This window comes from Bradyrhizobium sp. CCBAU 11386 (genome assembly GCF_028128955.1).
In the GTDB taxonomy this organism is placed as follows: Bacteria; Pseudomonadota; Alphaproteobacteria; order Rhizobiales; family Xanthobacteraceae; genus Bradyrhizobium.
The window spans coordinates 23,449-38,389 of the sequence record NZ_LBKA01000225.1 but is presented as its reverse complement, the minus strand read 5'-3'; the positions used below and the strand labels follow the sequence as shown (position 1 = coordinate 38,389).

The 14,941-nt window shown below is 57.9% G+C and carries 13 protein-coding genes; 8 read left to right on the top strand and 5 right to left on the bottom strand.

Features of this window, described 5'->3' with window-relative positions; translation table 11 throughout:
* Positions 1-11: 11 nt before the first annotated feature.
* Positions 12-941: a TauD/TfdA dioxygenase family protein gene (locus tag XI09_RS20470; protein ID WP_271568437.1), complete on the bottom strand. Its 930-nt coding sequence runs from the start codon at positions 939-941 to the stop codon at positions 12-14.
* A gap of 652 nt (positions 942-1,593) precedes the next feature.
* Here XI09_RS20470 and XI09_RS20465 point away from each other — a divergent pair.
* Positions 1,594-2,934: an LLM class flavin-dependent oxidoreductase gene (locus XI09_RS20465; protein ID WP_271568436.1), complete on the top strand. Its 1,341-nt coding sequence runs from the start codon at positions 1,594-1,596 to the stop codon at positions 2,932-2,934.
* Between the two features lie 861 nt (positions 2,935-3,795).
* On the opposite strand, the gene XI09_RS20460 is transcribed toward XI09_RS20465, so the two are convergent.
* A complete protein-coding gene (locus XI09_RS20460; protein WP_271568435.1) occupies positions 3,796-5,046 on the bottom strand; it encodes a D-amino acid dehydrogenase in 1,251 nt (416 codons plus the stop codon).
* A gap of 51 nt (positions 5,047-5,097) precedes the next feature.
* The gene (gene alr, locus XI09_RS20455) at positions 5,098-6,243 is read right to left on the bottom strand and encodes an alanine racemase (protein ID WP_271568434.1); all 1,146 of its coding nucleotides are present in this window, start codon (positions 6,241-6,243) and stop codon (positions 5,098-5,100) included.
* 115 nt (positions 6,244-6,358) lie between these two features.
* Between alr and XI09_RS20450 the strand changes: the two genes are divergently transcribed.
* From XI09_RS20450 to XI09_RS20420, 7 genes are all read left to right on the top strand, one after another.
* A complete protein-coding gene (locus XI09_RS20450) occupies positions 6,359-6,814 on the top strand; it encodes an Lrp/AsnC family transcriptional regulator (protein WP_271568433.1) in 456 nt (151 codons plus the stop codon).
* A gap of 204 nt (positions 6,815-7,018) precedes the next feature.
* Complete coding sequence (locus tag XI09_RS20445; RefSeq protein ID WP_271568432.1) at positions 7,019-7,945, top strand: LysR substrate-binding domain-containing protein; 927 nt, start codon at positions 7,019-7,021, stop codon at positions 7,943-7,945.
* 377 nt (positions 7,946-8,322) lie between these two features.
* A complete protein-coding gene (locus tag XI09_RS20440) occupies positions 8,323-9,219 on the top strand; it encodes an amino acid ABC transporter substrate-binding protein (RefSeq protein ID WP_271568431.1) in 897 nt (298 codons plus the stop codon).
* Positions 9,220-9,230: 11 nt separating this feature from the next.
* Positions 9,231-9,953 (top strand): amino acid ABC transporter permease, encoded by a 723-nt coding sequence (locus tag XI09_RS20435; RefSeq protein WP_271568430.1) that lies wholly within the window; start codon positions 9,231-9,233, stop codon positions 9,951-9,953.
* Positions 9,950-10,603, top strand: a complete 654-nt coding sequence (locus XI09_RS20430) for an amino acid ABC transporter permease (protein ID WP_271568465.1) — start codon at positions 9,950-9,952, stop codon at positions 10,601-10,603. Before XI09_RS20435 ends, XI09_RS20430 begins: the two co-directional genes overlap by 4 nt.
* A gap of 35 nt (positions 10,604-10,638) precedes the next feature.
* Positions 10,639-11,367 carry an amino acid ABC transporter ATP-binding protein gene (locus tag XI09_RS20425; RefSeq protein WP_271568464.1) on the top strand — a complete coding sequence of 243 codons (729 nt, stop codon included), beginning with the start codon at positions 10,639-10,641 and terminating at the stop codon, positions 11,365-11,367.
* Between the two features lie 14 nt (positions 11,368-11,381).
* Entirely contained in the window at positions 11,382-12,452 is a 1,071-nt protein-coding gene (locus tag XI09_RS20420; RefSeq protein ID WP_271568429.1) for a threonine aldolase family protein, read from the top strand.
* A gap of 202 nt (positions 12,453-12,654) precedes the next feature.
* Here the strand turns inward: XI09_RS20420 and XI09_RS20415 are convergent, their stop codons facing one another.
* Together XI09_RS20415 and XI09_RS20405 are read right to left on the bottom strand one after the other, a co-directional pair.
* Positions 12,655-12,945 (bottom strand): fumarylacetoacetate hydrolase family protein, encoded by a 291-nt coding sequence (locus XI09_RS20415; RefSeq protein WP_271568463.1) that lies wholly within the window; start codon positions 12,943-12,945, stop codon positions 12,655-12,657.
* 482 nt (positions 12,946-13,427) lie between these two features.
* Positions 13,428-14,927 (bottom strand): CoA-acylating methylmalonate-semialdehyde dehydrogenase, encoded by a 1,500-nt coding sequence (locus XI09_RS20405; RefSeq protein WP_271568428.1) that lies wholly within the window; start codon positions 14,925-14,927, stop codon positions 13,428-13,430.
* Between the last annotated feature and the right edge of the window lie 14 nt (positions 14,928-14,941).

The window sequence follows — 14,941 nt, the reverse complement described above, 5'->3', positions numbered from 1 at the left end:
TGAAGCGAGACTTAGGCGGCCTTTGCCGTCTGCGGTTTCGATGTCTTGACGCGCGTCACGCTGCGGCGGCCGTCAACACTGAGCGGAACATCGCCGTCGATGGTGGCGCGGCGAACGATGCGATGCTGATCGCCATAGTCGTTGACGGCGTAGTGCTGGGTGGCGCGATTGTCCCAGATCGCGACGTCGCCGGCCTGCCAGCTCCAGCGCACAGTGTTTTCGGGCGCCGTGATGTGGGACTGGAACAACTCGAACAGCTTCTGACCGTCATATTTTGGCAAGCCGACGAAACGCTGAACGAAGTTGCCAAGCACGAGCGTGCGCTCGCCGGTTTCGGGATGGACTCTCACCACCGGATGTTCGGTTTCGTAGATGGTCCCGGTGAACACCTCGTCGAAGTGCTTCCTATCCGCTTCCGTCGCGCGCGTCTTCACGGCATAGTCGTAAGCGTTACTGTGAACCGCCCAAAGCTCGTCGGCGAGCTTGCGCAGCGGCGCCGGCAGGTCGAGGTAGGCCGCCGTCGTGTTCGACCACACGGTGTCGCCGCCATAGGGCGGGATCACCACACCGCGCAGCACCGAGATCTTCGGATAGGCGTCGACGAAGGTGACGTCCGTGTGCCACTGGTCGGCACGGCCGCCGCCACGGCCGGAGTCCAGTTCTAGAATCGACGATGTGCCCTTGATCGCACCGACTGTCGGGTGGGGCACGAGCTTGCCTAGGCGGACGGCGAAGCGCTCCTGCTCGACATCGTCCAGATGCCCCTGGTTGCGGAAGAAGATGACCTTGTGCTCGAGCAGCACCTGGTTGATCGCGGAAATGACGTCATCGGACAGATCGCCGGACAGCTTGACGTTCCGGATCTCGGCACCGAGTCTGGCCGCGCGCTTGACGACATCGGCGCCCGGGATGACGTTGTCGATGGTGCGTGGAGAGCTCATGATCGTGGTCTTTCCTTTGATTTTCTGGACAAGGCTCCGCCGTGCGCCGGTCGTGCCGGCGGCTGGGCGGGATGGATTATCTTTTGTTTGGTCGTCGAGGGTGTGCGTTCCCCTGCGAGTACTAGACCTTCGGCCGTGCACGGATCCCGGCGGTACAGCTTTCGGCCATCGCATCGGCACAGCACCGCGCGCTGCGAGCCAAGTTCGGCCGGGCTGCTTCGCAAAGGACGAGTAGATCAGATTGCCGCATGGTGAACGACCTCGCTTGTACCTTGCAGATCGTAAAAGTGATCGCGATCCAGTCAATGAAACGAAACCAGCTTTATTTTCCACAGCGCGCGATGATCGCTTCGTCGATCAAGCGGACACGGAAATATTTGCGATCATGACGGACTATTCGACTACCTTGCGCGCCCGAGGGCAGGTTAAATCGTGCCGATCGGCGCAAGAAGCAGACTGAAACACTGCCGTTATTGCTGACAACGAACGACTCGTCTCTGCTTAAGGACGTGCTCACGAGCTTCATTCTCGCATCCCCTGTAACGATGCAAATTCGTTTCATCGACAGCTTAGAGACGCCCGACATAGAGTCGAGCCACGTCACGATCGCCAGCCGGCACCTGACAACGATCAAACACTTGCGAGCCACGCCATGAGCAATCGGCAACTTTCCCTCAACTTCTTCATCTACCCGGACGGCCATCACGAGGCGGCCTGGCGTCACAAGCTCTCGACAACGAACCGCATCCTCGACGTCACCTACTATCAGGAGCTCGCGCAACGCGCCGAAGCACATAAGTTCGACGCCGTGTTCTTCGCCGATGGTCCCGCGCTGGCTGACAATGTGCGTTACGCACAGCGCTTCCGGCTTGAGCCGATCACACTGCTCACCGCTATCGCGTCCGCCACCAAACGCATCGGCTTGATCGCGACCACGTCGACGACCTACACGGAGCCGTACAATCTCGCACGGCTATTCGCCTCGCTTGATCACATCAGCGGCGGCCGCGCCGGCTGGAACATCGTGACGACAAGCTCGCTCCAGGCGGCGCAGAATTTCGGCCTACCCGAGCATCCACCGCATCACGAGCGCTATGAGCGGGCGCGGGAATATCTCGATGTCATAACGAGGCTGTGGGACAGTTGGGAAGACGACGCGCTAGTCAACGATCCCGTATCGGGCGTCTTCGCCGACACCAACAAGATCCACACCGTCGACCATGTCGGCAAGTACTATCGCGTGCGCGGTCCGCTCAATGTTTCGCGCACACCGCAGGGGCGGCCGGTCTATGTGCAGGCCGGCTCATCCGAGGACGGCCGCGCCTTTGCCGCGCGCTTTGCCGAAGCCATCTTTACCGCGCACCAGACCCTGACGAGCGCACAGGAGTTTTATGCCAACATTAAGGGTCAGGCGCGCGCGTTCGACCGCAGCCCCGACCAAATCAAGATTCTGCCCGGCATCTCTCCGTTCATCGCCAGCACGCAAGTTGAGGCGGACCGGCTTCAGGAGGAGTTCAACGCTCTGATCCAGCCGGAATTCTCACTGACCCAGCTCCGCCAGATGACCGGGCTCGACCTCACCGGTTTCGATCTTGACGGCCCGTTCCCGCGGCATCTGATCGACACCAATGGCGCGCATGGCGTTGCCAGCCGTTTTAGGCTCGTGGTCGGCATCGTCGATCGCGAGAAACCGACGATCCGTCAGCTCGTGCAGCGCCTCGCCGGCGCGCGTGGCCACTGGGTGATCGCCGGGCCCCCAGAAAAGATCGCCGACAACATCCAGACCTGGTTCGAGAAAGGCGCCGCCGACGGGTTCAACGTAATGCCGCCATGGCTGCCCGGCGGATTCGACCTTTTTGCCGAACAGGTCGTGCCGATCCTGCGCAAACGCGGGATATTCCGCCACGGCTACACCGGAACTACACTGCGCGAGCATTATGGTTTGGATCGTCCTGCAAGCATGTTCTCCGGCCGGACCCGAGCAACCGCATGATTTGGCGGGCGGACGGCAAAGGCGAACTCGCAGGAAATGAGGAAGATTTTTCAACGAGATTTCCGGCTAAGGGCCGGGACTGCGTGTGATGGGGCGTTTAGTGGCGCTCACGGCTCGAGTGCTACTTCAGCGCGTCGCCCTCCGAAGGCGAAGGCTACACGCTCGAATCGTGTCGGGTGCGCCAGTTTTTTGCGACTAGAAGGCTGGTTTGTCGGCCAGGGTGAGAGTTTTGCTCTGATATGTCCGAGCAGCGCCGCGTCGCCCAAGGGTAAGTTCAAATTGCGGAGACGCAACTACCGACACTCTCACTCGCCTATGGTGGCCATTTGAATTATTTCGCATCGTCATCCGCCGAGACGCTAGGAATACCGATCCATGAGCGGCGTGGCTTGGCAGACGTCCCGAATACAGCTCTTATTGCCTACTCCGCCAAAGTTAGCCGATTCGGGTAGGCGGTTCGCGTTCAACCAAATTTCGATTGGCTACGACGCCTATTGCCAAACTGCCTAAGTGATGCGCCTAGGCCATAAGCCCGGGTCTTGACTGCTGATGGAGTTCGACCGAGAGCCTCAGCTATTTCGGCCAGTTCAGCGCCCGAAGTGACTAATTCCTGCAACCGCTCGTCCTCCTCGATCGTCCAGGCCCGGCCTCTCGTCTTCGCCATGTGCTAGGCGCCTTCCGTGGTCTGTTTCGGGCAACCGGCCTAAGAAAAGGTCGATCTTATTTGCGGTCGACAGTACACAACAGAAATTGGGCCATGCGATCGGGCGTTCTCTAATACAAGAGCGTCGTCACTCCACTGGCATGCGTTGCTCGCGCGAAAATGACAAACCTCGCACCTGTCGCTCATTTGGTGCAGGACTATTGGTAGCGCTCTAGTCCGAGATCCCCTGTTTCGATCTCGGGCTTTCGTCCCGACAGCAGATCCGCGATGACCCGAGAGGAACCGCAACTCATTGTCCAACCAAGAGTGCCATGCCCAGTATTTAAGAATAGATTTCTGATTTTAGTTTCGCCAATGATTGGAGTGCCATCTGGCGTCATCGGACGTAGGCCTGACCAGAAAGATGCGCCCTTCGGATCTCCGCCGGGGAATAGATCCATCACGGAAAACTCCAGGGTTCGCCGACGCGCATCGACAAGATCATTGGTGTAGCCCGAGATTTCAGCCATCCCGCCGACACGAATTCGATCTCCGAGACGAGTAATTGCAATCTTGTATGTCTCATCCATGACCGTCGACTCGGGGGCGCGCGAGGCGTCGGTAATTGGAATTGTCAGAGAGTATCCTTTAACGGGATAGACTGGCAGTCCGATTCCGACCTTCTTGAGGAGAAGAGGCGAATAGCTTCCTAGCGCGACAACTACTGCGTCCGACCGAATAGTCCCGCGATCGGTGATCACGCCACGCACTTGGCCGGCTTCGATGTCCAGTCCATCGATGAAATGTCCATAACGGAAGTCAACGCCTAACGCCGCCGCTTTTTGCTCCAGCGCGTTGGTGAACTTGAAGCAATCGCCGGTCTCGTCCTTCGGAGTTAAAAGTCCTCCAACTATTCGATCGCGAACGTGGCGCAATGCGGGTTCGGCCCGAACACAACCATCGCGATCGAGTACCTCGAAAGGTACACCATCTGCCGCAAGAGCCTTCACATCCTTTGCTGATGCATCGAGCTGCTGCTGAGTTCGGAATAGCTGCAGGGTACCCCGCATGCGCTCGTCATAGTTCAACGAGGCCTCCTCCCTCACATCGGCAAGCGCCACGCGACTGTAGTCCGCCAGGCGCAGCATCCGCCCCTTGTTGAGGGCATATCGACTCGCCGTGCAGTTGGATAGCATGCGGAAGAGCCAAGAGAGCATGGCCGCATCAAGCTTCGGGCGGAGGATCAACGGCGCATGCCGCATGAGCATCCACTTGACGGCCTTCATGGGGATTCCGGGGGCAGCCCACGGCGAACAGTAACCAAAGGAAACCTCCCCCGCGTTCGCGAAACTCGTTTCCAGTGCTGGACCCGACTGCCTATCGAGAACAACGACTTCGTGCCCGAGCGTTGCAAGTTGATATGCGGTTGTGACGCCTATAACGCCCGCGCCTAGAATGGTGACTTTCATTCTCTAACCCAACGTCTTGCTTGATGATGCCGACTGATCTGCGGTGAACGTTCAGCAATAGCTTCTGAAGAAGCGACGACCGAGGCCGGTGAGAATCTCGTAGGAGATCGTGCCGGCATCAGCCGCCAGCATTTCGAGGGTCTGATGAGAACCGATCACTTCGACCATGCTTCCTAGATCGAGTGCGTCATCCGGCAGAACGGAGATGTCGACTGTCATACTGTCCATCGAGACACGCCCCACGATAGGCAGACGTTGACCGTGGAAGTAAAGGGCTCCGCGACCGCTCAGGCTGCGTGGGAGCCCGTCGGCATAGCCGGCGCAAAGTGTAGCAAGCCGGGTGCAGTCGGTGGTAACGTGCGTTCCACTATAGCCGACCATAGCGCCGCCGGGGACCGTGCGGGTCTGCGCAACCGCGATAGAGAGGCTGACGACGGGCTCCATTGGATTGACGGCATTCACCTGCGGCGCACCGCCATAGAGCGCGATCCCTGGACGAACGAGATAACCGTGATAGTCCTTGCCCATCATCACGCCAGCAGAGTTGGCGAAGCAGGATGGCACCGGCGCGAATTCCTTTATCACCATCTGCATCTCCGCGAGTTGCGCAGCATTTTGCGCCTTCGTGGGCTCATCTGCGGAGGCGAGATGGCTCATGACGTAGAGAATCTCGAGCTCCGGCGATTGTGCGATTTCCATGCGCACCGCAGCGCGCTCGGCGGGCGCAAAACCGAGCCGTGACATGCCGGTATCGAGCTGTAGAACAGCAGGGAGACGTCGCCTCTCGGTGCGTGCCTGAGTGCGCCAACGGCAAAGCTGGGTGAAGGAGTTGATGACAGGAATGACTTGAGCCGCCGCGCAAGCAGCCTCCGCACCCGGCAATAGGCCGTTCAGCACGAAGAGCTGCGCGTCGCTCGAAAGATGAGGCCGCAATGCAATGGCCTCCTCCGCATGCGCCACGAAAAAGTGCCTGCAGCCGGCGGCAAGTAAAGATCCCGCCACTCGAATGGCGCCCAAGCCATAGGCATCGGCTTTCACCACTCCGGCCACGCGAGCTGGATTCGCGATCGATGCAATGCGCTGAAAATTGCGGCGCAATGCGGCCAAATCGACGGTCATGTAGCCGGGAAAGCCCTGCGCTTTCCCGTCCAACACCGCCCCCGGAGCAGTCCGGTCCAATGTCTCTTCGTTTTCCATGAGGAAAGGCTTAGCGCAAGATTCGAGCAAGTGCCGGGCATTCCTTGCTCGATTATTCGAGGACTGCTACAAATTCGAACAATCTGCTAACTTTTCGAATAAATCGTACAAAGCTATGGATAGCATAGATCGCAATATTTTGCGTGCGCTTCGCGTGAACGCCCGGGTGAGCAATGTCAATCTGGCGGAGGAAGTTGGGCTTTCTCCTTCGGCGTGTCTGAGGCGGATCAAGCTGCTCGAGAAGGCGGGCATCATTCGCGGGTACACGGCACTCGTTGAGACGGGTGCCGACTCACAAGGTCTTGCCGTGCTGATCAACATCACGTTGGAACGGCAGACAGTAGAGTATCTCAATAAATTTGAGGCTGCGGTACGCAAGTATCCGGAGATTCAGGAGTGCTATCTCATGACTGGGGGAGCGGATTACTTCTTGCGAGTGGAGGTAGCCAGTGCTGTCGAGTTCGAGCGTATCCACAAGGAAATCCTCTCAACGCTTCCAGGCGTCTCACGCATTCATTCCAGCTTTTCGATTCGAAACGTGCTTGCGAACCGGCCAAAGGGCCGGCGCTGACATGCATTTTCCGCGGTAGAAGCAAGCCAAGGATCGCAGTCTCTCCGCCTGTCGGCCAATAGTGGCACAATATCGGACGTCGCCGGGCCGCAAAAACGGGCGTGACCAGCTGAGAATGTAGCGCAATTTCGTCGCCTTAGATATAACGGGCACCCATTTCGCAAGTGGTCATATATTTGCGATCGAGCCCTTTTGAGGAAATCGATGAGCAAGGCTCGCCGGCCAATCTCCCTTAACGCGCTAAACACATTTGAATGTGCGGCTCGCCTTCTGAACTTTTCCGCCGCGGCGGAAGAGCTCAACCTGACACGCTCGGCGGTGAGCCACCAGATCACAAAACTAGAGGAGATATTCGGATTTCGCTTGTTCGATCGGAGACCAGATGGAGTTGTGCTCACCTCGGCCGGAGCGGGATATTACAACAAGATTCGCGGAGCCCTCACGGAGATCGGCGAGGTTACGTCTGATGTCCTTGGAAAACCGAGGCGACAGCGTCTGACCGTTCACTGCGCGCCTACTTTTTCGACACGATGGCTGCTGAGCAAGCTCGGACGCTTCATGGCCGCTCATCCCGATATCGATCTTCGGATCATAGCGGCCTCGGGGCCGCCTGATTTTCGTGACCCAGGTTTGGACCTGGCTATCTGCTACGGGGCGCAGGGCCTTCCAAATTGCTCGGAGCAGCTGTTTCTATCAGAGAGCGTTCAGCCAATGTGCAGTCCAATTTTGAGGGACTCTGCAGGACTGCACTCTCCGTCGGCCCTTAGCCAGGCCACCCTCATTCGCACAGATCAAAACCTCGTTTCCTGGGATTTCTGGTTTCGCAGCCAAGGCCTTGAACTTCCAACCGATGTCAGACAAGTACAGTTGAAGCCGTCCTTTCTTGCGATCGAGGCGGCCCTGCAGGCTCTCGGCGTAATCTTGGAGAGCACCGTGCTCACGGCGGAAGAGCTCACGGCTGGGAGATTGATTATTCCGTTCCCATCAAGCCCGATCACCCTGCCGGCCTACTATGTCGTCACACCAGATGATGACCGCAACCAGCGCTCTTTGCTGTTTAGAAAATGGCTGCTCGATGAGGCACAGCACTCGAACAAACAGAATTACGTGGGACCGGGCGAGATCGTTTAGGGGGAGGCCCGTTCACAGCACGCAACCGAGCTCGCTGGACCCACCCTCACGCTCGACTACATCGAACGATAATTGACGAACATCGGTGTGGGACTCGCCGCGGAGAAGCTCGGCGGGACATATCGATTTGACGGCGACGTCGTTCGGCAAGCGAAATGGGGCAGCTGTCTAGAGCACTATGTTTTTATGCAACATGCACTAGCTGATCTGTTTTTTCGGCCCAGCTCCCTTCAGTTGAGCGCCGTCTCCACGTGAACCGAAGGTCGTGCGGCTCACTTTGGGCGTGATCCTTGTTCACGACCTGGTTGAGTAAATATCCCTTTCCAAGCGAACTCGCCGTTCAATATTAGGCTAATTGATAAATGAAGGGGGGTCTGATGAAGGCATCATACTTGCAATCAGCAGTTCGATGGTCGGTCGCAACCGGCCTCTTGCTATGGTCTATCTCGAGCGTTGTACAGGCCGATGCGGCGGAGCTGTACGGCACGCTGAAGAAGGTGAAAGAGAAGGGGCAAATTGTCATCGGCTTCCCCGAAAGTTCGCCGCCATTCGCATCCTACGACGCAAGCAAAAAGCCCGCAGGCTATGCTATCGATATCTGCATGCGTGTGGTGGATACGATCAAACACGATATCAGCGCGCCAGACCTGCAAGTCAATTTTGTTCCAATCAACTCGAGCACGCGCATGGCGCTTCTCGCAAATGGAACGATCGATCTAGAATGCGGATCAACGACCAACACCCTTTCCAGGCAGGAGCAAGTGGATTTTTCGATGATGCACTTCGTGTCCTCGACGCGCTGTCTGGTGAAGACAGGAAGTGGCATCAAGGAGATTGAAGATTTTGCGAATAAGGTCGTCGCGCTCGCTCAAGGCGCCAACACTGTTGGTGTTATCAACGGATGGGTCCAGAAATTAAAGGTCCCAAACGTGAAGATCCTGAACATCTCGAACTTTTCAGAAGGACTCCTGGCTGTCGATAGCGACCGCGCCGACGCGTTTTGTTCGGACGACGCGATCCTCTACACTTTGCGACAAAAATCGCCGGCTCGCGACCGCCTGGAGGTCGTCGGCCGCCCGCTCTCCTTCGAGCCGTACGGATTAATGATGCGCCGTGACGACTCTTCGTTCCGCTTGACCGTCAACAAGACGCTGGCCGAGCTCTTTCGCTCTGGAGAGATAACGTCTCTCTACCACAAGTGGTTTGACCAATTTGGAATTCCACTGAGCGAGAAGCTCGAGACCGTCTTCCAAGCGCAAGCAGTCCCTCAATAGCGGCTGAGTCGATGCTCTCCTACAACTGGAACTGGAGTATTCTCTTCCAGCAGCCGCAGCTTGGATGGCTGCTGGAAGGTCTGCGTCTCACAATCGTCATGGCGGTGGTGAGCTTCCTCCTAGCGCTTGCGATCGGAACCTTAGTTGGTACAGCCCGCACTGCTCGATCGAGAGCGGTGCGCGGAATAGGCTTCGTCTACACAGCTCTCTTTCGGAACGTGCCATTGCTGATCCAGATGTTCCTGTGGTTCTACGTCTTTCCCGAGCTCCTGCCCTCAAATCTCGGACGCTGGGTGAAGCGGGATCTGTACCAGCCTGAAGTCACGATTGCCGTCATCTGCCTCAGCTTCTATATGGCTGCCCGCGTCGGCGAGCAGATACGAGCCGGCATTCAGGCGGTGCCAAGGGGTCTTATCTCCGCGGCGCTTGCCAGCGGACTAACCGCCAATCAGATTCGTCGCTACATCGTCCTGCCAATCTGCTTGCGCATGCTGATCCCGCCGTTGACGACGGAGCTCCTTGCTACTTTCAAAAACACCTCGCTTGCACTTGCGATTGGAGTCCTGGAGATCACAGCGCGCAGTCATCAAATCGAAAGCTCTACTTTTCACGGATTTGAAGCATTCGCTGCAGCAACCTTCCTCTACGTCGCAATCAGCTTGTTTACGCTTGCACTTGTTTTGCCCGCGGAAAACGCTTCCCGTCTTCCCGGAATGCTGAAGGGGCGAAGCTGATGCTCTCCCTGGATTTTGGCATTATCGGACCGAATGCTGCCTTCCTCTGGGAGGGCATGAAAATTACGCTCTGGCTCACTCTGCTTTCGATCATCGGCGCTGCGATACTGGGCACCATCATTGTACTTGCGCGACTCTTTGGCCCATTGCCATTGCGGTTGATGGCTTTTGCCTATGTGAACCTCTGCCGCTCCGTGCCGCTAGTGCTTGTGGTGTTTTGGTTCTACTTCTTGGTGCCGTTAGTCATTGGCCGACCTGTCGGCCAGTTTTTCTCTGTCTTGATCGCATTCGTCCTATTTGAGGCGGCCTACTTTTCAGAGACAATGCGTGCGGGCATCCAGAGCGTGCCTCGGGGGCAATTGGCGGCGGCCACATCGACAGGGCTGACGCTGCGCCAAAGCTTTCAGTACATCATCTTGCCCCAAGGCGTGAGGAAGATGGCCCCAATTCTACTGACGCAGTGCATTATCCTCTTCCAAGATACCTCCGTTGCATATGTCGTCGCGCTGAATGACTTCCTCACCTCGACTTCCATCATCGCTCAAAGTGAGGCCCGGCCGATCGAAATGTACACATTTGCAGCCGGTGTCTATCTCGCAATCTGCCTTTCTATTTCCCTTCTCGTGGAGAGCCGAACGTGGCATCGGTAGTGGACCAGCGGAACACCGCGCAAGCAACTGACCTAATGGTGAAATTCGAAGACGTCAGCAAATGGTATGACACAACGCAGGTTCTACACTCCTGCTCGACCCAAATTCAGCGCGGTCAAGTCGTCGTCGTTTGTGGTCCATCAGGCTCCGGCAAGAGCACCCTTATCAAGTGCGTGAACCGGCTGGAGGAATTCCAGAAGGGAAGAATTGTTGTCGACGGAATTTCCGTCGGCGATAGGCACGCCGACCTGCAAAAGCTGCGGACCACGACGGGAATGGTTTTCCAGGCGTTCGACCTTTATCCCCATATGGACGTTATGACTAACGTCTCGCTGGCGCCGCGGCTCGTGCTGCGGATGCCACGCGAAGAAGCGGAGCAGCGCGCTGCCGAACTGCTCCGCCAAGTTGGCCTGCTTGATCATGCGAAGAAATACCCGGCTCAACTTTCCGGAGGTCAGCAGCAGCGGGTGGCTATCGCGCGAGCACTCGCGAACAGGCCGGCGGTAATGCTATTCGACGAACCGACCTCCGCTCTGGACCCGGAAATGATCAATGAAGTTCTCGACGTAATGACGGCACTCGCGGAGAGAAAGACAACCATGATCGTTGTGACACACGAGTTGGGGTTTGCCCGCCGAGTTGGCGATCGCATCGTATTCATGGATTCCGGTCGAATTGTCGACGATCTCGCTAAGGACGAGTTTTTCGCCGGGAATACTAGCGAGCGTGCTCGCGACTTTCTCTCCAAGGTACTTCAACACTAACCGCTGAGGATTCGATGTCGTTGATTGACTTGCGCAGCGACCTCTTGGCGGGTCCCACGCCGGAGATGATCGAGGCAATGATCGCCACTGCGCGCGCGCCATCGAGTTATGACGCGCGCGAGGACCGGCATGTACGAGAATTGGAAGCGCTGACAGCGCAGACGCTGGGCACGCAGGACGCGCTGTTCTTTCCGACCTGCACGATGGCCAATCAGGCGGCTCTCATGATCCACTGCCGGCCTGGCGACTTCATCATCGCGGATACTGAGTCACACGTCGCGGAGTTCGAGGCTGCATCAACGGCGGGTGTTTCAAATGTGGCCACGTTTCGAGTAGCTGGAGTTCGTGGACATTTGTCGCCTGAGCAACTGGCGCAGGCGCTCGATCAAAGTGAGGACGAGGCCATGCGAATATCCGTGGTCTCGCTGGAAAATACTCACAATCGCGCGGGCGGGACGGTTATGCCTGCAAGCTGGCAACAGCAGATCGAGAATGAATGTCGCCCACGAGGAATCGCCATCCATCTCGATGGGGCGCGATTGTGGAATGCCGCCGCCTATGCCGGGTGTGAGCCCCTGGCACTCGCGCGGGGGGTAGACAGTATCGCGGTCAGTCTAAACAAAGCCTTGGGCGCTCCGTTAGGAGCGATGCTTTGCGGCAGCAACGCGTTCATCAGAGACGCAAGTCGCGTTAGGCGGATGTTGGGTGGAAACTGGCGTCCAGCCGGGATTGTCGCCGCGCCGGCTGTTGTTGCGCTGAAGACCATGCAGAAGCGTATCACCGACGATCATGCAAATGCGCGACACTTGGGCACGGTGCTCGCCTCCGAACACCCGTGGCTGTCGATTGATCTTGATTCACTCCAAACCAACATCGTCTTGGTGAAACTACGAACCGAGGAGATAAGCGCGCTTGGTCTCACCCAACGCTTGTCGGAGATGGGCGTGCTTGTCGTGTCTTATGGGGACCGATACGTACGCTTAGTCATTTACTCGGGAATAGGCCGAGATCAGATCGATAAAGTTTTGAGTGCATTTTCGGAGATAAGCCAGACCTTAACGCCTGACTATCTTGTCGGGAGCTGAGATGATCGCAAGGCAAAATGATGGCGGGCTGTTGTAACCGCCTCAGACTTCAGATCCGCAGCGCAAATTCGAGGGTACTGGAAGTAGGAACGGAGTTAAGCCGCGCAGAGGAAGCCGCTTAGGGGCCAAGACAATCGTAACGCTGATACGAAGCGTAAGCTGCTACGGATTTTAGGGTTGAGAAGGAGTTGAAGCAAGGGGCTCAGACGAATCGATCTAAGAAATCTATCCACGGGCAACTCAACATAGGGCTCGGACCGTGGCAGAGGGCGGTGTCGTCGTCGCCGGACTCCAGCATGATGTCGATCGCGCCCCTGGCTTGATCTTCGTTGTCAACAAGATACGACAACGGCGCCGGATCATCCGATAAACGCGGCCGCGCGGGCACGCGAAACGGGCGCAGCGCATCCGCCGTCACCGCCCATGGCGAGATGGCCGTCGCAAAACTCTTGCCGAGAAACGGGCCGAGCCGCTGATATTCCCAGGCCTGAATGTCACGCCCGACCAGTCATTGAGCAGGCAGAAGCCGAAGATGTGGTCCAGGCCTGCGCCAGCGGCACCGGCACGCCCTGCACGGAATGTTCGCCGAGGAAAGCGCCAAGCTCCGCTTCAAAGTCGAGCCGCCGGCTCGGACCGAATGACGGCGCGTCTTGACTGCCAGCGCGAGTCTGGCCGCGGGGCCTGCGCACCGAGTCACCCACGCCGATAGTCGAGGTCCGACCGTTGTGGCCGATCGGCACTTATTTGTAGTTCGGCAGCAGAGGGGCATCCGGCCGGAAGATGCGACCGGCATTGGTTGCATGCTGGATCGAAGCGAAGAAATCGACGAGCGGCACCAATGTGCAGGCGTCGATAGTTGAAGATTGCGCCCAGTAGCTGGGTTCCGCATCATTTGCGGTGGAATAGCTAAAAAGGAAAGAGGGCCGATGGCCCTCGAAGTTTGGGAGAACGAACAAACGGAGTATCTTGGCGCCATCATGACATGGTTGGCATGACGAATTCCGTCCCGGCTCGTATCCCAGTTGGCCAGCGGCTTGTCACTGTCTTCATTTGAGTGTTGAAGCGGACGCCTTCCGGTCCATGCATGTGATGATCGCCGAAGATCGACGCTTTCCATCCACCGAAGGAGTGGAAGGCCATCGGCACCGGAATCGGAACGTTGATGCCGACCATGCCGACCTTGATCTGGTGAGCAAATTCACGCGCAGCATCGCCATCACGCGTGAAGATCGATGTTCCGTTGCCGAATTCGTGCTCATTGATCAGGCGCGCCGCCGTCGCGTAATCCGGCGCTCGCACGACCGACAGCACTGGCCCGAAGATCTCCTCTTTGTAGATCTTCATGTTCGGCTTGACATGATCGAACAGGGTCCCGCCCAGAAAGAAGCCGTTCTCATAGCCCTGCATCCTGAACTTGCGTCCGTCCACGAGCAGCTTTGCCCCGTCGGCGACGCCAGCATCGATGTAGTCCCGGACCTTCTGCAGATGCTGCTTCGTGACAAGAGGACCCATCTCGGCCTCTGGATCGGTACCCGGCCCGACCTTCAGGCCTCGAACCTTCGGCTCCAAGGCGGAGATCAGCTTATCCGCGGTCCCCTCGCCGACCGGTACGGCAACAGAAATCGCCATGCAAGGTTCACCGGCGGAGCCGTAAGCGGCGCCCATCAGCGCATCGACCGCCTGATCCATGTCGGCATCGGGCATCACGATCATGTGGTTCTTGGCGCCGCCGAGCGCCTGGCAACGCTTTCCGGTATTCGCGGCGGTCGAATAGATGTACTGCGCAATGGGCGTGGACCCTACGAAGCTGACCGCCGAGACGTTCGGATGATGCAGTAGCGCGTCGACAGCTTCCTTATCACCCTGCACCACGTTGAAGACGCCATCCGGCAGGCCTGCTTCCTTCAGCCATTCCGCCATGATTAGCGAAGCGGATGGATCACGTTCCGACGGCTTCAGGATGAAGGTGTTTCCGCAGGCAAGCGCGACCGGAAACATCCACATCGGGACCATGACCGGGAAATTGAAAGGCGTGATTCCAGCGACTACCCCTAGCGGCTGGCGCGTGGAATAGCTGTCGACGCGGGTCCCAACATTCTCGGTGAGCTCGCCCTTGAGCAACTGCGGGGCAGCCGTCGCAAACTCGACCACTTCCATCCCGCGCTGAACTTCCCCGAGGGCGTCGGAATGAACCTTACCGTGCTCCGATACGATCACGTCGGCGAGCTGTCCTGCGCGGTCTTCAAGGATCCGCAGAAAGCGGTTCAACACGCGCGCCCGTCGCAAGGGCGTCGTGTCGGCCCAGCCCTGCGCAGCCCGGCTGGCCGCAGCCACGGCGTCCGCAACATCGGTCGTGTTGGCGGCCGCGACAGATCCCGTCTGCTCGCCCGAGGCTGGGTTGAAGACAGGCAACCTGCGTTCCGTACCGCCTGGCACCCGCCTGCCATTGATGAAATGATTTATCTGCGTAACCATGAGCAGTCCCCTTG

What these genes read in the sequence shown, in the direction of transcription:
- XI09_RS20470 (WP_271568437.1), bottom strand. Translation starts at nt 941, where the DNA reads ATGAGCTCTCCACGCACCATCGACAACGTCATCCCGGGCGCCGATGTC.
- XI09_RS20465 (WP_271568436.1), top strand. Translation starts at nt 1,594, where the DNA reads ATGAGCAATCGGCAACTTTCCCTCAACTTCTTCATCTACCCGGACGGC.
- XI09_RS20460 (WP_271568435.1), bottom strand. Translation starts at nt 5,046, where the DNA reads ATGAAAGTCACCATTCTAGGCGCGGGCGTTATAGGCGTCACAACCGCA.
- alr (WP_271568434.1), bottom strand. Translation starts at nt 6,243, where the DNA reads ATGGAAAACGAAGAGACATTGGACCGGACTGCTCCGGGGGCGGTGTTG.
- XI09_RS20450 (WP_271568433.1), top strand. Translation starts at nt 6,359, where the DNA reads ATGGATAGCATAGATCGCAATATTTTGCGTGCGCTTCGCGTGAACGCC.
- XI09_RS20445 (WP_271568432.1), top strand. Translation starts at nt 7,019, where the DNA reads ATGAGCAAGGCTCGCCGGCCAATCTCCCTTAACGCGCTAAACACATTT.
- XI09_RS20440 (WP_271568431.1), top strand. Translation starts at nt 8,323, where the DNA reads ATGAAGGCATCATACTTGCAATCAGCAGTTCGATGGTCGGTCGCAACC.
- XI09_RS20435 (WP_271568430.1), top strand. Translation starts at nt 9,231, where the DNA reads ATGCTCTCCTACAACTGGAACTGGAGTATTCTCTTCCAGCAGCCGCAG.
- XI09_RS20425 (WP_271568464.1), top strand. Translation starts at nt 10,639, where the DNA reads ATGGTGAAATTCGAAGACGTCAGCAAATGGTATGACACAACGCAGGTT.
- XI09_RS20420 (WP_271568429.1), top strand. Translation starts at nt 11,382, where the DNA reads ATGTCGTTGATTGACTTGCGCAGCGACCTCTTGGCGGGTCCCACGCCG.
- XI09_RS20405 (WP_271568428.1), bottom strand. Translation starts at nt 14,927, where the DNA reads ATGGTTACGCAGATAAATCATTTCATCAATGGCAGGCGGGTGCCAGGC.